Origin of the sequence: Labrys miyagiensis (assembly GCF_030160835.1) — a bacterium.
Classification (GTDB): domain Bacteria; phylum Pseudomonadota; class Alphaproteobacteria; order Rhizobiales; family Labraceae; genus Labrys; species Labrys miyagiensis.
Genome location: NZ_BSPC01000064.1, coordinates 35184 through 52108, shown reverse-complemented (window position 1 = coordinate 52108; position 16925 = coordinate 35184). Strand labels below are relative to the sequence as shown.

Genomic DNA, 16925 nt, shown 5'->3' with positions numbered 1-16925 from the left:
TAACTCATTTTATCCCTCTATCCCGGCGCGCAATGTTTGGAGCGCCGACTTCCATTATTTCGATAGTGACCAGTACTATGCCAGATTCAAGACAAATTCCGGTGTGCGAACAATCACGCTGCGCGATGCCCCTGGTTAAGTTCCTCGGGTCTCACGCCAATCGCCGCTTCGTCAAGTCCCAATTCCTTGAGCTTGCGATAAAGCGTGGACCGGCCGATGCCGAGTTTGCGCGCAACCTCCGTCATCTGCCCGCGATGATGGCGGATGGCGAATTTCAACATATCAGCTTCGAGTGATTCCATCGTGCGAACGTCGCCCCTGGCGTCGAGCATGGCCATGGTATGGGGCTCGCGCACCGTGATGATTTCGCGCAAAGGTTGTCCGGTGATCATGGCCGGGCCGGTATGCACGGGCTTGGGCGGCAGCAGCGGGGCCGAGGGCACGCGCACGTCGAAGCCCTCCACCCGGGCGGCAATCTGCGGCAGCTCGGCGATGCCGATCTCGTCGCCTTCCGCAAGGATCACGGCGCGATAGATAGCATTCTCGAGCTGGCGCACATTGCCGGGCCAGTCATAGGCCGAAAGCAGGGCGAAGGCTTCCGAGGAGATGGAGCGGACCACCTTGCCCTCCTCCGCGCTGAAGCGGGCGAGGAAGTGCCAGGCGAGGTCGGCGACGTCCTCCCGGCGCACCCGAAGCGGGGGCAGCATGATCGGGTAGACATGCAGTCGGTAATAGAGGTCTTCGCGGAAGAGTCCGGCCTTGACGAGGTCGATCAGGTTGCGGCTGGTGGCCGAGATCAGCCGGAATTCCGTGCGCACGGCGCGGCGGGAACCAAGGGGCTCGATCTCGCCATTGCGCAACGCGTCGAGCAGCTTGAACTGCAGGGCCGGCGGCATCTCGCCGATATCGTCGAGGAAGAGCGTGCCGCCATGGGCCTCGGCGAGCTTGCCGACCTGCCTGTCGGCGACGCCGGCGGCATTCTTCTCCTGGCCGAACAGGATGCGCTCGGCCTCGTTCTCCGGCAGGGCGGCGCAATTGACGGCGACGAAGGGCCGGCCACGCCGATCGCCGGCACCATGGATGGCGCGCGCCACCATCTGCTTGCCGGTGCCGGCCTCGCCCTCGATCAGGACGGGAATGGTGGAGGCGGCCGCCTTCTCGCCGAGGCGCATCACGCGCTCCATCTCGGCGCTGTGGCTGATGAGATCCTTGAAGCCGAGCGTGCCGGCGGCGCGCCTGGAGAGGAGACGCGTCTCGCGCTCCATGGCCCGCTGCTTGAGGGCGTTGCGGATGGAGACCTGCAGCCGCTCGGCGCCCACCGGCTTGACCACGAAATCGGCCGCGCCTGCTCGCATGGCGGAGATCACCGCATCGATCGAGCCATGCGCCGTCTGCACGATCGCCGGCACCTCGATGCCCCTGCCGCGCATGCGGCCGAGCACGCCCATGCCGTCGAGATCAGGCATCACCAGGTCGAGGATGACGAGATCGATGAGCCCGCCTTCCAACTCCTTCAGCGCCGCCTCGCCGCCATCGACCAGGCGCGCCTGATAGCCGAAGCGCCGCACCATCGCCTCCAGCAGCCGCCTCTGTACCGGATCATCGTCGGCAATCAGAATAGTCGAGCCCATCAAACCCCCGCCACACTTCAACCACGGGCGAAACGCCCTGTTGTGCCGTTTCGGATCATCTAGGGGCAGAAGCGTGAAGGACTGCTTAACGACGTTGGGAGAAAGTGCTGGGAGCGCGGACGTCACAGCGACATGCTCGCATGTCGCGATGTCCGCCTCTTTGAAACGTCGCGTTCGAAGGAGAGGAAGAGGCGGACGGAACGTCCGCGCTCCCAGGAACCCTTACCGCTGGCTATTCGGATGTGTATATGTCCCGTCACATTCGTCTCGAAAGGGAGATTCCATGGCCGGCAAGACAGCCTCTGGTTCCGCCAAGCCCGCATCCGAGTCCCGCAAGGCGCAGGCGCCGCAGGTGAGCAGCGAGCTCGGCTCCCTGCCGGAATGGAATCTCGCCGACCTCTATCCCTCGCTCGATTCGCCTCGGATCGCCGCCGATCTCGACAGGGGCCTCAGCGACTGCATCGCCTTCGAGGAGGCCCATAAGGGCAAGCTCGCCGAAGTGCTGGCGGACCAAGGCGGTGCGGGCAAGCTCGCCGCCATCATCAAGGCCTATGAGGAGATCGAGGACCGGCTCGGCCGGGTCGCCTCCTTCGCCGGCCTGCTCTATGCCGGCGACACCACCGATCCCGCCCGCGCCAAATTCTATGGCGACGTGCAGGACAGGCTGACCACTGCCTCCTCGCATCTGCTCTTCTTCACGCTGGAGCTCAACCGCATCGAGGATGGCGCCCTGGCCGGGGCCGTGGAGGACAAGGCGCTCGCGCACTGGAAGCCCTGGCTCGACGATATCCGCATCGAGAAGCCCTATCAACTCGAGGACCGCATCGAGCAATTGTTCCACGACAAGTCCGTGAGCGGGCGCGGCGCCTGGAACCGGCTGTTCGACGAGACGATCTCGGGCCTGCGCTTCCGGGTGGAGGACAGCCAGGAGCTGATGCTGGAGCCGACGCTGAACCTGTTGCAGGACCCCTCGCCCACCAAGCGCGAGAATGCGGCCCATGCCCTGGCGCGCACCTTCAAGGACAATCTGCGCCTGTTCACGCTGATCACCAACACGCTGGCCAAGGACAAGGAGATCTCCGACCGCTGGCGCGGCTTCGAGGACGTGGCCGATTCACGCCACCTCGCCAACCGCGTCGAACGGGAGGTGGTGGATGCCCTGGTCGCCGCGGTACAGGACGCCTATCCCCGCCTCTCCCACCGCTATTACCGGCTGAAGGCAAAATGGTTCGGCCTCGACCAGCTCAACCATTGGGATCGCAACGCACCGCTCCCCAAGGTGGACTCGACGCCAATCAAGTGGGAGGAGGCGTGCGCCACCGTGCTCGACGCCTATACGGGCTTTTCCCCGCGCATGGCTGATATCGCCCAGCGCTTCTTCGACGAGCGCTGGATCGACGCACCGATCCGTCCCGGCAAGGCGCCGGGCGCCTTCGCGCATCCCACCGTGCCCTCGGCCCATCCCTATGTGCTGCTGAACTACCAAGGCAAGCCGCGCGACGTGATGACGCTCGCCCATGAGCTCGGCCATGGCGTGCACCAGGTGCTGGCCGGCCACAATGGCGCGCTGATGGCGCCGACGCCGCTCACTTTGGCCGAGACGGCTTCCGTCTTCGGCGAGATGCTGACCTTCCGAGCGCTCCTCGCCAGGGCGGCCAGCCCCGAGCAGAAAAAGGCCATGCTCTCCGCCAAGGTGGAGGACATGATCAACACGGTGGTGCGCCAGATCGCCTTCTATTCCTTCGAGCGCAAGGTGCATATCGAGCGCCGCCAGGGCGAGCTGACCTCCGAGCGGCTCGGCGAGATCTGGCTGTCGGTTCAGGCCGAAAGCCTGGGTTCAGCCATCCATATCGGCCCGGGCTACGAGACCTTCTGGACCTATATCCCGCACTTCATCCACTCGCCCTTCTATGTCTACGCCTATGCCTTCGGCGACTGCCTGGTGAACTCACTCTACGCCGTCTACGAGAAGGCGCATGAAGGCTTTGCCGAACGCTACCTCGCCATGCTGGCGGCGGGTGGGACGAAGCACCATTCGGAGCTGCTGAAGCCGTTCGGGCTGGACGCCAGGGACCCGGCCTTCTGGCAGATCGGGCTGGGAATGATCGAGGGCATGATCGCGGAATTGGAGGCGATGTAGTTTTCCGGGTGCACGGGCATCTTGCCCGTTCCTGGAAACGATGCGCTGTACGACAACGGAAGAACGGGCAGGATGCCCGTGCACCCGGAGCCCTGCCCCACGCGCTACGGGCAATCGAAGAGGCGCCGTGGCTGGGAGCGCGGACGTCCCTGCGACACTCAAGAGAGTGTCGGACGATCCGCCTCTTCCCTAGTCGGAAAGCAATCCGCCTCCAAGAGCCGGCTGGAAAGCCGGCGGTCCCGGGCAAACGCTCCCCCTCACCCCTGTGGCATCGCGCTCATATCCATCCACACCAGCTCCCAGACATAGCCATCCGGGTCTTCCACCGTGCGGTTGAGCATGAAGCCGTGATCCTGCGCCGGATTGGGGTCGGCGCGGCCGCCAGCGGCTACGGCCTTGTCGAGTGCCTGGTTGACGCCCTCGCGGCTGTCGATGGTCAGCGCGAGCAGGGCCTGGCTCTCGCGGCGGGCATCGCCGATGGGGCGCTGGGTGAACTGGCCGTAGCGCTCATGCGTCAGCAGCATCACGCCGATTGCCTCCGAGAACATCACACATTTGGTCCGTTCGTCCGAGAACTGCGGATTCACCTCGCCGCCGAGCGCCGTATAGAACGCGGCCGACGCCGCGAGGTCGCGCACCGGCAGATTCACGAAAATCATCCTGGCCATGTTTTCCTCCTTCACGGCTGTCATGAGACGGATTATCATCTCGATGACATGTTAGTAGATAAAATGTATCTTGATGTCAAGATACTTTATATCGAGTGATTTTGCCATGGACCGTGCCGACATCGCCGTCGACCAATGGGCCCGCGAGCGCCCCGATCTGCCCTCCCTGCCGATGGCGATCTTCGGCCGCATCTCCGACGCCTCGGAGCGCGTGCTTCGCGACCATATGAACCCTCTCTTCGCCGCAGCCGGGTTGCAGCCGGGCGAGTTCGACGTGCTCGCCACCCTTCGCCGCTCCGGCGCGCCTTTCATGCTCTCGCCGACCCAGCTCTACCAGGCCATGATGATCTCCTCCGGCGGCATGACCGCCCGCCTCGACCGCCTGGAGCGTGCCGGCCTCGTGGAGCGCCGCCCCGACCCGCAGGACCGCCGCGGCAAGCTGATCGCCCTCACTGAAAGGGGCAAGGGTGTGATCGACGAGACCATCGGCCGCCATGTCGAGAATGAGCGGCGGCTGCTAGGGGTGTTGTCACCGGAGGAGCAGGAGATGCTGAACTCGCTGCTGAAGAAGTTGGTCGCGGGGCTGTAGGGGAGACCTGGCAGAATCTGGCGATGTGTCGTGTGTGCTATGGCTGACGGCGCTAGGATCGGAGACCACCCATGTCCCTTGCCGTCACCCTGCGTCTCGATGCGGCTGCCGCCGGTCCGGTGGAACGGATCTGGCATGGTCTTGCCGAACAGCTCGGCGTACGGGAGGTGCTCGATCTCGGCTACCATCCCCATATCACCCTCGCCGTCATCGAGGCCGCGGCGCTGCCAGCGGTTGTCGAGGAGGCGGTCTTTGCGGTGGCGGACGGCGTGCCGCCCCTGCCCGTCAACCTCGCAGGCTTCGGTATCTTTCCAGACCCGCCCCCCACAGTCTGGCTCGCCCCTGCCGTGACCTCCGAGCTTCTTGCCCTGCATGAGCGCGTGACCATGGCGCTGCGGCCCATCCCCATCCGCCCGCATGACCTGCCGCGGGCCTGGGTGCCGCATGTCACGCTGAGCCAAAGCGACCGTCATCCGCCGGCCCGCATCCTCGAAATCGCCATGGCGTTATGGGGCGGGCCGATCCGCGGCGATACCGGCCGCATTGAACTGGTCGCCTTCCCGCCAGCCGTGATCCGCCGCAGTCAGGCCCTGATCGCTCCGGATTGAGAAGGGGGCGCGTATTATCGCCTCGCCCTTGCGCCATCTCACCCCGCTGCCACCGCTTCCACCTCCACCAGCCAGTCCGGGCTTAGCGTCGCGACCACAATGGCGGTGGTTGGGATGCGGTGATCGCCAAGGGCGTCGAGGCGAGCCTGCTGATTGGCCTCCGCGAAAGCCACCTCGCGCAGATAGCTCGTCACACGCACGACATTGGCGATGGTCATGCCGGCCTCGGCGAGGATACGGCGCAGGTTGGACCAGATCAGAGTGAGCTGCGCCTCCAGCCTCTCCGGCGGCCGGCCGGCCGCGTCCAACCCCATCGTGCCGCTGATGAAGAGCAGGCGCTGCGCGCCCACCACCTCCATGGCATGCACGTAGTCGGGCGTGGCGGCATAGATGCCCTCGATGGGATTCCTGACAATCATCTGCATAGCGAAATTCCTTCTGCTAAAGGCAGTTATAGCCTAAGGATCATCGGCAAGAAGCGGATTAGGCCGAATGAAATCAAAAACAGAAGATCTTCGGCCGAATGGCCGGCCTGGCCGTGCCCTCGATGCCTTCGACCGAACAATCCTGGCCGCCCTCAGCACCGACGCCCGCCTGACCTATGCGGAGATCGGCGAGAGGGCCGGTCTTTCAGCACCGGCGGTGCATGAGCGGGTGCGGCGCCTGCGCGAATCCGGCGTGCTTCAGGGCACCACGGCCTGCCTCGATGCCCGGGCGATCGGCAAGCCCTTCCTGGCCTTCGTGCATGTCGATGCCGACGGCTGGGGCAAGAGCCAGCGCATGATGACGCTGCGGCGCTTTCCCGAGGTGGAGGAGATGCATTCGGTGGCGGGCGACACCTGCGTGATCCTCAAAGTGCGCACGCAGGATGCCCAGGCGATGGAGCATTTCCTCTCCCAGCTCTACGTCCTGCCGGGCGTGCGGGGCACGAAGAGCTATGTGGTGCTCTCGACCTATCTGGAACGGGCGATCCAGCCGGAGGTGACGGCGCATTGGCCGGAGGTGCCGTTGCCACCGGAATAGCTACGCCTTCCGGCCCTCGACGGCAGCGCTCATGCCGCGAGGGGCGCTTTTCCCCCGCAGCGGAGTCCAGCCCAGCGTCATGCCGGCGGCGGCCACGAGGATCGCGGCGGCGCCGGCGATCTGCAGCGGTTCGAGCCGGTGGCCGAAGGCGATGAGGTCGACAGCGACAGCCACCACCGGATAGATGAAGGAGAGCGCGCCGGTGAGGCTGGTCGGCAGCTTCTGGATGGCGCCGTAGAGCAGGATATACATGAGGCCGGTATGCACCACGCCCAGCGTGCCGAGGATGGCCCAGGTCCCCGCTTCATGCGGCAGGGTGGAAAGATGGGCGAGCGGGGCCAGCATCGCCATGCCCACCACCACCTGGATCAACGCGATCAGATGCGGCGGCACGCCCTTCAGCCTCTTCGCCACGATCGCCGCCAGCGCATAGAAGAAGGCCGCGCCGAGCGCCATCGCAATGCCGGCGAGATAGTCCGGACCGCTGACGCCGAGGCCCTTGGCCTGCACGATGCCCAGCATGCCGACGAAGGCAAGGCCGAGCCAGAACAGCTTCGAGACCGTCAGCTTCTCGGCAAAGAAGACGACGCCGAAGCCCACCAACATGAAGGGCTGGGTGTTGTAGACGGCAGTGGCGATCGAGATCGAGGCGCGCGGATAGGCCGCAAAGAGCAGCAGCCAGTTGAGCACGATGGCAACACCTCCGAGCGCCGCGAACCCGGCCTGCCGCAGCGTGATGACATCGCGCCGGAAGAGGCCGAGCGCCAGGCACACCAGCGCCAGCGTGCCCGCACCGAACAGGCAGCGCCAAAACACCACGTCGATAACCGCCTGGCCGGAGACGAGCACGAACCAGCCGATCGTTCCCGAAATCATCATGGCCGCCGTCATTTCGGCCGTGCCGCGCAACCGTTCCATCGCCGTGGCTCCCTTGCAAAGAGCGGTCATCCTATTCGGCCCTGCCGGCGATTTATATGGATCTTCCAAGGTCATTCATGGCATCTTCCTTCTTATCAAAGGCAGGATGGAGATTTGACCTATGCTCGACGATCTCGACCGACGCATCGTCGAAATCCTGGCGGAGGACGCGCGCATCTCCCTGAAGGAGCTGGCGGGCAAGGTGAACCTCTCGTCTCCCAGCGCCTCCGAACGGCTGAAGCGCCTGGAGGAACGCGGCGTGATCCGCGCCTTCACCGTGGATCTCGACCCGGCGGCGCTCGGCTACACGCTGCAGGTCATCGTGCGCATCCGCCCGCTGCCCGGCCAGCTCCACCGCGTGCAGCAGCTCATCGAGGAGATCCCGGAATTTACCGAATGCGACAAGGTCACCGGCGACGACTGCTTCATCGCCCGCCTGCACCTCACCTCGATCGACCAGCTCGACGAGATCCTTGACCGCATCATCGACAGGGCGGAGACGAACAGCTCGATCGTGAAGTCCCAGCCGGTGAAGCGACGGCTGCCGCCGCTGTAGGACTCTCAGTGCAGCATCTCGATCAGCAGCAGTGGGCTGCCTCAACCAGCGAAGACGTGGCAGCCGCTCGCCACGAGGAGCAGCCAGGCGACGCCGTCCCATTCATGGAGCGAGCCCGCCGGCGGCCTTCGCCTCGCCGCCAGCGCCAGCAGGGCCTGGAGAACGGCCATCAAGACGAGCGTGCTCGTGAAACCGGAAAGGAAGCCCGTCGGACTCGAGATGGCGAGAACAGTGGCGACGATGAGCTGGAAAATGAAGATATGGACCGTCACGCGAGAGACGAGATCCAGCTTGCGGATCGTGAATGTGGTCATGGTGATAACGGGGATGGGATCGACAGAAGGCGGCACGCAGGTATTGGCGGCAGTGCGGCCTGCCCGATACAGGCTATGCCGGCGGTTTTGCTTTCGAAGATCGGCTCCGGGGAACCGGTAATGCCCGCATTCTACCTCTGGCAGCCAGGCAAGCCAAATAAGGATTGCATAGTATTTTAATGGGTGCGGCGTCAGGAAATCATAAAGAGAGCGGCGGGATCTCGCCACATTGCCGAGAATAACCTAACGGTATGTATAGTATTTGGAGGCCGCGAAACGATGACAGGTGCCATGTCGAGGTGGCCCGCGCGCTTGAGCTGATCGCCGTGGGGACGCAGGCCGCTGAGCAGGAAGCCACGGATACCCGCACCTGCCCCCTCAATAACTCCGGAACAGCGAGGGCGGCACGCCGACATCCGTGACCACTGGCTCGAAGCGGTGGGTGGCGGGATCCCGCACCAGGAGATGGCCCGTCGCCACGCCGAAATAGGCGCCGTGGAGTTCCATCTCGCCGGCATTGACGCGGCGGCGGACGCTGCCGAAGGTCATCAGATTGGCGAGGCTCTGCTCGACGGCGGCCAGGTTGAGGCGCGCCATGTAGTCTTCCGACGGCACTTCGCCGGGATCCTCCAGCGTATCGGCGGCCGGAGCGATGATCGACATCCATCTGCCGATGAAATCGCCCGAGGACAGCGGCGCGCTCTTTTGGGCGAAGGAACGGATGCCGCCGCAATTGGCATGCCCCATCACCACGACATGCCTGACCTTGAGCGCCTCGACCGCGAACTCGATGGCCGCGCTGGTGCCGTGGAACTGGCCGCTGGTCTCATAGGGCGGCACGATGTTGGCGACGTTGCGCACCACGAAGAGCTCGCCCGGCCCGGCATCGAAGATCACTTCGGGGGAGACGCGGGAGTCGCAGCAGCCGATGACGAGGATTTCGGGACTCTGCCCTGTCTCGGCCAGGGTCTCATAGCGCAGGCGCTCCCGGGCGAAGCGGTCGCCGAGGAAGGATTTGTAGCCGTCTATGAGACTGTCTGGGATCAAGGAAGTTCCTTTCTCGAAGGGCGCGATATGAGCCTCCCCCACGAAGCTGGGGGAGGTGGCATTGCGAAGCAATGACGGAGGGGGTGTGGTCAGGATAAAGCACTGGAAGCGCTGGCCTTGGAGAGGTGTTTCCCGCGCTTAACTCCGCCCACACCCCCTCCGAGCCGGCTTCGCCAGCCCACCTCCCCCAGCTTCGTGGGGGAGGCTTTACGGCAGCGTTACGCCGCCAGGTTCCGCAGCACGAACTGCAGGATGCCGCCATTCTTGAAGTAGTCGAGCTCGTCCAGCGTATCGATGCGGCAGAGCAGCGGCGTCTTCACCACCGAGCCGTCGGCCTTCCTGATCTCGGCCTCGATCACCGCGCGGGGCTTGATCGTCTCGATGCCGTTGATCGTCACCGTCTCGTCGCCCTTCAGGCCCAGGCTCTGCCAGGAGGTGCCTTCGGCGAAGGTGAAGGGCACCACGCCCATGCCGACCAGGTTGGAGCGGTGGATGCGCTCGAAGCTCTGGGCGATCACGGCGCGCACGCCGAGCAGCTTGGTGCCCTTGGCCGCCCAGTCTCGCGAGGATCCCGTGCCATACTCCTTGCCGGCGAACACCACCAGCGGCACGCCTTCGGCCTTGTACTTCATGGCGACGTCGTAGATCGGCGCCTCACCGCCATCCGGATAATGGATGGAGAAGCCGCCTTCCACGCCCGCCAGCATCTGGTTCTTGATGCGGATATTGGCGAAGGTGCCGCGCATCATCACCTGGTGGTTGCCGCGCCGTGTGCCGTATTGGTTGAAGTCGACCGGGCGAACCTGGTGATCGCGCAGATATTCGCCGGCCGGGCTCGCCGCCTTGATGGAACCGGCCGGAGAGATGTGGTCGGTGGTGATCGAGTCGAGGAAGAGGCCGAGGATGTGCGCATCGTGGATGTCGGTCGGCGGCACCGGCGTCTTGGTCAAGCCGGTGAAATAAGGCGGATTCTGCACATAGGTCGAGCGCTCGTCCCAGGCATAGGTCTGGCCCGAGGGAGCCGAGATCTTGCGCCAGTTCTCGTCGCCCTTGAACACGTCGGCATATTTCTCGACGAACATCGCCTTGGTGACGAACTCGTCGATCACGGCCTGGATCTCGGCGCCGTCGGGCCAGATGTCGGAGAGGAAGACCGGCTTGCCATCCGAGCCGGTGCCGAGCGGCTCCATCGTGAGATCGACCTGCAGCGAGCCCGCCAGCGCATAGGCCACCACCAGCGGCGGGGAAGCCAGGTAGTTCGCCTTCACGTCGGGATTGACGCGACCCTCGAAGTTGCGGTTGCCCGACAGCACGGCGGCGCCGACGAGGTCACCCTTGTTGACGGCCTCGGAGATCGGCTCCGGCAGCGGGCCGGAATTGCCGATGCAGGTGGTGCAGCCAAAGCCCACCAGGTTGAAGCCGAGGGCATCGAGATCCTTCTGCAGGCCGGACTGCGACAGATAGGCTTCCACCACCTGCGAGCCCGGGGCGAGCGAGGTCTTGACCCAGGGCTTCGACTTCAGGCCCTTGGCCGCCGCCTTGCGGGCGAGCAGGCCCGCGGCGACCAGCACCGAGGGGTTGGAGGTGTTGGTGCAGGAGGTGATGGCGGCGATGGTCACCGCGCCATGGCCGATGGCATAGTCGGTCCCGGCCACAGGCACCGTCTTGCCAGCTTCGCCGGGCTTCTTGAACTCGCCCGCGAGCGCGGCGAGGAAGCCCGCCTTGGCGTCGGAGAGCAACACGCGGTCCTGCGGGCGCTTGGGGCCGGCGAGCGAGGGCAGCACGGTGGCAAGATCGAGCTCGAGGATGTCGGTGAAGACGGGATCGGGGCTGCCCGCCGTGCGGAACATGCCCTGCTCCTTGCTGTAAGCCTCGACGAGGGCGATGCGGTCGGGATTGCGGCCGGACTTGTCGAGATATTTGAGCGTCTCGGCATCGACCGGGAAGAAGCCGCAGGTCGCGCCATATTCCGGCGCCATGTTGCCGATGGTGGCCTTGTCTTCCAGCGTCATGTGGTCGAGGCCGTGGCCGAAGAACTCGACGAACTTGCCGACCACGCCCTTCTTGCGCAGCATCTGGGTGACGGTGAGCACGAGGTCGGTGGCGGTGACGCCGGCCGGCAGCCGGCCGGTGAGGCGGAAGCCTATCACCTCGGGGATCAGCATGGAGTTGGGCTGGCCCAGCATGGACGCCTCGGCCTCGATGCCGCCGACGCCCCAGCCGAGCACGCCGAGACCGTTGATCATGGTGGTGTGGCTGTCGGTGCCGACCACCGTGTCGGGATAAGCGAGCGTCGTGCCGCCCTCGTCCTTGGTCCACACGGTCTGGGCGAGATATTCGAGGTTGACCTGGTGGCAGATGCCGGTGCCCGGCGGCACCACGCGGAAATTGTCGAAGGCCGACTGGCCCCATTTCAGGAAGCGGTAGCGCTCCTGGTTCTGCTCATATTCGCGGGCGACATTGTTCTTGAAGGCGTCGGCATTGCCGAAATAGTCGACCACGACCGAATGGTCGATGACCAGATCCACCGGCACCAGCGGGTTGATGCGGGTGGGATCGCCCCCCAGCGCCTTCATGGCATCGCGCATAGCGGCAAGGTCGACCACGGCGGGAACACCGGTGAAGTCCTGCATCAGCACACGGGAGGGGCGGAAGGCGATCTCACGCTCGGCTTTGCCGCGATTGACCAGGAAGGCGGCGACCGCCTCGATGTCGGATTTGGAGACGGAGCGGCCATCCTCGAAGCGCAGGAGATTCTCGAGCAGCACCTTCATCGAGACAGGCAGGGCGGAAATGCCGGAGAGGCCGTTCGCCTCGGCTGCCTTCAGGGAATAATAGGTGTAGGTCTTCGCGCCCACTTGCAGTGTCTTGCGGGCTTTGAAGCTGTCGAGCGAGGCCATGGCAGGTTCCCTGAAAAAGGCTGGGCGGACAGCCCCAAACCTATGATACGTCAGTGGAATTCGCGTTCGCGGGGGAGTTTGTGCGGCGCGGTATGAGGTGTTTATAGAAGGATTCCAGGAAAGCCGCTACTGCCGCGCGGTAAATTGCTTACGATCGCGGGACTGGGCTGCATGGGGTGCGGATCTCGTTTCGGGGAAATGGGGTGCCTTTTGGCGAGAGGCGCGGCCTAAGCCTCCCCCACGAAGCTGGGGGAGGTGGCACGACGAAGTCGTGACGGAGGGGGTGTGGTCAAGATAAAGCGCGGGAAGCGCTACTCCCAACCTGTCGTTTCCCACGCTTCACTCCGCCCACACCCCCTCCGAGCCGGCTTCGCCGGCCCACCTCCCCCAGCTTCGTGGGGGAGGCTTCTCGCGCCCTCCTCCTCCAAAAATTCACCGTTTCTTAACCCTGACAGCGCTTTGTGCCGCAAAAGCTCCGGCATTAGCGGGCATTTCCCCCTTGTGACCATCGGCGCAGCATCTTGGTGCCGCATTTGGCACCTACCCCGGACGCAAGCCGACATTCGAAGAAAAGACCGCCGCCCGCGAGGACATCATGCCGCCATTTGCCCAGCTTTTTGCCTCGCTCCGCACCGAATTCCGGCATGCCTGGTTTCCGACCCTGCTGATCTGCAGCATGGTCCTCCTGCACGACCTCGCCACCGGCAGCCAGCATGGCGGGCTGGTGGTGGTGCTGCTGATCGTCGCCTTCATGCTCGCCCGCCCCCAGCGCCTGCGCCGCCACTCCCCCCTGGAGAACTGGCGCCACAGCCTGATCTATGCGGTGACGGTGCTGGCCGCGACGCTCGTGTCTCTGGGCGCGCTGGATCTTTTGAAGCGGTGAGCCGCAGGGGCGCCCGGAGGCCGCCCTCGGCCTATTCACATCGTTTGTGCACCGCAGGGACGATCAGTCCCAGGGATTGATGAGGTCCAAACCCAGGTCTTGAAAATCGCTGATGTTGCGCGTGGCCAAGATAAGGTCGTGGGCGTGCGCCGTTGCAGCGATGAAGGCATCAAGACTGGCAAGCCCGACGCCCTTCTTCCTTGCCTGGCCCATGAGATCGCCCCAGGAGAGGACTACATCCGCGTTTACGGACAGCACCCGGCCGGCAAAACGCTGCGGCAGATCATGTGCAAGCCAAGCTGCAAGATCCGCTTTCCGCCTGCCTTCATCCATGAGAACGATTCCGCGACGGATCTCCGCCAACGAAATCACACTGATGACGGTTCTGTCCTCATCGAGTTCGTCCAGCCATCGCAAGACGCCCAAGTCAGGCTTCACGCGACGGACCTCGGTCAGGACATTGGTATCGAGCAGGATTCTCAAAGCAAGGACTCGCCCGGCTCGTCCCTGACCCGGTCGAGGTCGAGCTCACTACCCCTGAGCGGCGACTTGAGCAGGAACTCCGCCAGGCTGCCACGCCTTTCCGTCTTGCGTTGCCATTCTTCAACCGAAACCACAACAACGCTGGCCTTGCCGTTGCGCGTGATGGTTTGTGGCTCGTTCTGGGCGCGCTCGATCACTTCGGAAAGCCGAGCCTTGGCACCGGCCACCGTCCATACATCTTCAATGGCTGACGTGGACATCGGCCCTCCTATGACCACTATGACTATAGTGACTATATAGGGACAGGACGCCAAAAACAAACGGCGCACCAAGGTGCGCCGTGCGATTCTCTAACGATGACGGGAGGCTCTCAACCTTCCTTGCGGCGCAGGCGGACGATCACGTCGACGCGGGCGATCTCATAACCTTCCGGAACCTCGGGCATCCGGGCCATGCCGACTTCACCGGGAATGTCGAGCACCTCATTGTCGCCTTCGACGAAATAATGGTGGTGCTCATGCACATTGGTGTCGAAATAGGTCTTCGAGCCGTCGACCGCGAATTCACGCAACAACCCGACTTCGGTGAACTGGTGCAGCGTGTTGTAGACGGTAGCCAGCGACACCGGCACGCGGGCCTTGGAGGCCTCGTCATGCAGGATCTCGGCGGTGATGTGCCGGTCGCCCTTCTGGAACAGCAGCCAGCCCAGCGCCAGGCGCTGGCGGGTGGGCCGTAGGCCGACATCGCGCAGCATCGAGCGCACGTCATGGAACGGGCAGCCGGTACGCTGGTGGTCGCGGGCGGGAAGCTGGTCGCGCGAGGCAATTGCCCCGGGCGAAGCGGGCTTGGCGGAGCGATCAATATTGATGACGGTGGTCGACATGAACAGGTTCTACAACGTTTAACGGCATTATTCTAGGGATGATAAGCCGCAGGTGCAATCGCGCTCATCTGCAATATCGCATAAAGCGTAGCGAAAATCGCCTACTCCAATCGGTGAATCCGCCCCTCACCAAGGGTTTGAGGCGGATTCACGCGGTTTGTTGTAAATCCGATACACCGGCCCTCGTGACCGGGACGTGAGACGGGACGAGGTCTTCCGATACCTCCACCGATGCATCAGCCCTTGCGCAAGGCCTGCAGGATCGTCAGGCCGGGATGCCCCGTGACCGGCAGGCCGAGGCGGCGCTCGGCGCCCTTGATGGCCTCGATGGTCTTGTCGCCGATCGAACCATCGGGCGTGCCGACATCGTAGCCCGCACGGATCAGCAGGGCCTGCAATTCCTTGCGCTGGGCGCGCGAGAGGCCGGGGTCGTCGGTGGGCCAGGGCGTGACGATGGGTCCGCCGCCCTTGATGCGGTCGGAGAGAGTGGCGATCGCCAGGGCGTAGGATTCGGCAGCGTTGTAGGCGTAGATCGCGTCGAAATTTCGGAAGACCACGAAAGCCGGGCCGCGCGGCCCGGCCGGCAGCAGGATGCCGGCACTGCCACCGCCGCTGAGCGGGGAGCCGTCGGTGCGCGTCACGCCCATCGCCGTCCAGGCCGAGAGAGCCCGCTTCCTGGTGCGGCCGGCGAGGCCCGGCTTGAAGCTTGCCGGCAGGCGCACCTCATAGCCCCAGCGCGCGCCCGGTTGCCAGCCGGAATGGGCGAGGTAGTTGGCGGTAGAGGCGAGCGCGTCCGGCACCGAATCCACCACATCGCGCCGCCCATCGCCATCGCCATCCACGGCGAGGCGCAGGAAGGTCGAGGGCATGAACTGGGTATTGCCGAAGGCGCCGGCCCAGGAGCCGACGAGATGGTCGGGATTGACGTCGCCGCGCTGGATGATCTTCAGCGTGGCGATCAGTTCGCCCATGAAATAGCCCTGCCGGCGACCGCCATAGCAAGAGAGCGTGGCCAGCGACTGCACCAGTGGGCGCGTGCCCGGGCTCTCGCCGTAATTGCTTTCGACGCCCCACACCGCCACCACCGTGGCGGGATCGACCCCGTAGCGCCGCTGCACGCCGGCCAGCACCGAGGCATATTTCGACATCATCTGCTTGCCGTCGGCCACGCGCTGGGCATCGACCAGGCCGGCCATGTAGTCCCAGATCGCCGTCTTGAACTCGGGCTGCTTGTTCATGGCGTCGATGACGGTCATGTCGGGCTGCAGCCCATTCGTCTGGCGTGCGAACACGGCAGGCGAGACGCCGGCCGCTTGCGCCCGCGCGCCGATGGCGGCGAGGCAGGACTGGAAGGACGCCGCCGAGGCCGGCAGGGCCGATAGGGCAAGGAGGGCGAAGGCAGGCAGGAGCGCTTTTTTCATGGGCGCGATCATGAATCATCAAGGTAAATGAAAGATGGCGAAATCAGGCGGGGATGAGGCCGGGGAGGATTAAATGCACGTAAGGCGAGCATCCTGGGAGCGCGGACGTCCTACCTGTTCTCCCCCGGCACCCAGAGCACATCCCCGCTCGCCTTGTGGTTCAGATACCGGCTCGCCACGAACAGATGGTCCGACAGGCGGTTGATGTAGCGCAGGGCCTGCGGCGAAACGATTTCGCCGGCGGTGTGGGAGAGCGCCACCATCATCCGCTCCGCCCGCCGGCTCACCGTGCGGGCCGCGTGGAGATAGGCCGCGCAGGGCGTGCCACCGGGCAGGACGAAGCTCTTCAGCGCCGGCAGCGCGGCGTTCATGGCATCGATCTCCTGCTCGAGACGATCGACCTGGCTCTGGGCAATGCGCAGCGGCGTCCAGGTGATCTCCTTCTCGCCGCCCTCGGGGGTGCAAAGGTCCGCGCCGAGATCGAACAGGTCGTTCTGGATGCGGGCGAGCATGGCATCGATCTCGCCGTCCTCGCGGCCGCTATGCTGGCGGGCGAGCCCGACGGCGGCGTTGGCCTCGTCCACCGTGCCATAGGCCTCGACGCGCAGATCCGCCTTCGAGCGGCGCTCGCCGGTGCCGAGCCCGGTGGAGCCGTCATCGCCGGTGCGGGTGTAGATCTTGTTGAGGCGAACCATGGGGATTCCTGTGATCTCCGCTCTTCCCTAATTCTAGGGCGATTCGTTTCCAAGAGCGGACAGGATGGCTATCGGCGCTAACTCTGTATTCCGGAGTGCTAAATCTTCGCCCGTCATTGCGAGTGCAGCGATGCAATCCAGGAGCTGAAGGGCGGTGTCTGTGGCC

Annotated in this window: 18 protein-coding genes; 6 read left to right on the top strand and 12 right to left on the bottom strand. The window is 64.6% G+C overall.

Annotated elements, in window-relative coordinates; genetic code table 11:
- Positions 1–113 precede the first annotated feature (113 nt).
- Entirely contained in the window at positions 114–1631 is a 1518-nt protein-coding gene (locus QQL24_RS28030) for a sigma-54-dependent transcriptional regulator (protein WP_284315602.1), read from the bottom strand.
- Positions 1632–1914: 283 nt separating this feature from the next.
- Here QQL24_RS28030 and QQL24_RS28025 point away from each other — a divergent pair, with 283 nt between their 5' ends.
- Positions 1915–3771 (top strand): M3 family oligoendopeptidase, encoded by a 1857-nt coding sequence (locus tag QQL24_RS28025; protein WP_284315601.1) that lies wholly within the window; start codon positions 1915–1917, stop codon positions 3769–3771.
- A 257-nt stretch (positions 3772–4028) separates the two neighbouring features.
- Here QQL24_RS28025 and QQL24_RS28020 read toward each other — a convergent pair whose 3' ends face one another.
- Positions 4029–4439 carry a VOC family protein gene (locus QQL24_RS28020; protein ID WP_284315600.1) on the bottom strand — a complete coding sequence of 137 codons (411 nt, stop codon included), beginning with the start codon at positions 4437–4439 and terminating at the stop codon, positions 4029–4031.
- Positions 4440–4545: 106 nt separating this feature from the next.
- On the opposite strand from QQL24_RS28020, the gene QQL24_RS28015 reads away from it, so the two are divergent.
- Together QQL24_RS28015 and QQL24_RS28010 are read left to right on the top strand one after the other, a co-directional pair.
- The gene (locus QQL24_RS28015; RefSeq protein WP_284315599.1) at positions 4546–5028 is read left to right on the top strand and encodes a MarR family winged helix-turn-helix transcriptional regulator; all 483 of its coding nucleotides are present in this window, start codon (positions 4546–4548) and stop codon (positions 5026–5028) included.
- Between the two features lie 71 nt (positions 5029–5099).
- Positions 5100–5636: a 2'-5' RNA ligase family protein gene (locus QQL24_RS28010; protein WP_284315598.1), complete on the top strand. Its 537-nt coding sequence runs from the start codon at positions 5100–5102 to the stop codon at positions 5634–5636.
- A gap of 38 nt (positions 5637–5674) precedes the next feature.
- Here QQL24_RS28010 and QQL24_RS28005 read toward each other — a convergent pair whose 3' ends face one another.
- Positions 5675–6061: a RidA family protein gene (locus QQL24_RS28005; protein WP_284315597.1), complete on the bottom strand. Its 387-nt coding sequence runs from the start codon at positions 6059–6061 to the stop codon at positions 5675–5677.
- A 67-nt stretch (positions 6062–6128) separates the two neighbouring features.
- Here QQL24_RS28005 and QQL24_RS28000 point away from each other — a divergent pair, with 67 nt between their 5' ends.
- Positions 6129–6659, top strand: a complete 531-nt coding sequence (locus tag QQL24_RS28000) for an Lrp/AsnC family transcriptional regulator (protein ID WP_284315596.1) — start codon at positions 6129–6131, stop codon at positions 6657–6659.
- Here QQL24_RS28000 and QQL24_RS27995 read toward each other — a convergent pair whose 3' ends face one another.
- Positions 6660–7577: a DMT family transporter gene (locus QQL24_RS27995; RefSeq protein ID WP_284315595.1), complete on the bottom strand. Its 918-nt coding sequence runs from the start codon at positions 7575–7577 to the stop codon at positions 6660–6662.
- Between the two features lie 121 nt (positions 7578–7698).
- On the opposite strand from QQL24_RS27995, the gene QQL24_RS27990 reads away from it, so the two are divergent.
- A complete protein-coding gene (locus tag QQL24_RS27990) occupies positions 7699–8133 on the top strand; it encodes an Lrp/AsnC family transcriptional regulator (RefSeq protein ID WP_284315594.1) in 435 nt (144 codons plus the stop codon).
- Between the two features lie 41 nt (positions 8134–8174).
- On the opposite strand, the gene QQL24_RS27985 is transcribed toward QQL24_RS27990, so the two are convergent.
- The 3 genes from QQL24_RS27985 to acnA form a co-directional block, all read right to left on the bottom strand.
- Positions 8175–8447, bottom strand: coding sequence for a hypothetical protein (locus QQL24_RS27985; RefSeq protein WP_284315593.1), 273 nt, complete (start codon positions 8445–8447; stop codon positions 8175–8177).
- A 378-nt stretch (positions 8448–8825) separates the two neighbouring features.
- On the bottom strand, positions 8826–9494 hold the full coding sequence (locus QQL24_RS27980) for a carbonic anhydrase (protein ID WP_284315592.1): 669 nt from the start codon (positions 9492–9494) through the stop codon (positions 8826–8828).
- Between the two features lie 218 nt (positions 9495–9712).
- Entirely contained in the window at positions 9713–12394 is a 2682-nt protein-coding gene (gene acnA / locus QQL24_RS27975; RefSeq protein WP_284315591.1) for an aconitate hydratase AcnA, read from the bottom strand.
- Positions 12395–12989: 595 nt separating this feature from the next.
- On the opposite strand from acnA, the gene QQL24_RS27970 reads away from it, so the two are divergent.
- A complete protein-coding gene (locus QQL24_RS27970; RefSeq protein WP_284315590.1) occupies positions 12990–13277 on the top strand; it encodes a hypothetical protein in 288 nt (95 codons plus the stop codon).
- A gap of 63 nt (positions 13278–13340) precedes the next feature.
- Here QQL24_RS27970 and QQL24_RS27965 read toward each other — a convergent pair whose 3' ends face one another.
- The 5 genes from QQL24_RS27965 to QQL24_RS27945 form a co-directional block, all read right to left on the bottom strand.
- Positions 13341–13760 carry a type II toxin-antitoxin system VapC family toxin gene (locus QQL24_RS27965; protein WP_284315589.1) on the bottom strand — a complete coding sequence of 140 codons (420 nt, stop codon included), beginning with the start codon at positions 13758–13760 and terminating at the stop codon, positions 13341–13343.
- Positions 13757–14020 (bottom strand): type II toxin-antitoxin system prevent-host-death family antitoxin, encoded by a 264-nt coding sequence (locus tag QQL24_RS27960; RefSeq protein ID WP_284315588.1) that lies wholly within the window; start codon positions 14018–14020, stop codon positions 13757–13759. The genes QQL24_RS27965 and QQL24_RS27960 overlap by 4 nt, the downstream gene beginning before the upstream one ends.
- A gap of 110 nt (positions 14021–14130) precedes the next feature.
- Positions 14131–14643 carry an iron response transcriptional regulator IrrA gene (irrA, locus tag QQL24_RS27955; protein WP_284315587.1) on the bottom strand — a complete coding sequence of 171 codons (513 nt, stop codon included), beginning with the start codon at positions 14641–14643 and terminating at the stop codon, positions 14131–14133.
- 236 nt (positions 14644–14879) lie between these two features.
- Complete coding sequence (locus QQL24_RS27950; RefSeq protein WP_431310768.1) at positions 14880–16076, bottom strand: lytic murein transglycosylase; 1197 nt, start codon at positions 16074–16076, stop codon at positions 14880–14882.
- A 98-nt stretch (positions 16077–16174) separates the two neighbouring features.
- The gene (locus QQL24_RS27945; RefSeq protein WP_284315585.1) at positions 16175–16759 is read right to left on the bottom strand and encodes a cob(I)yrinic acid a,c-diamide adenosyltransferase; all 585 of its coding nucleotides are present in this window, start codon (positions 16757–16759) and stop codon (positions 16175–16177) included.
- Positions 16760–16925: the final 166 nt, after the last annotated feature.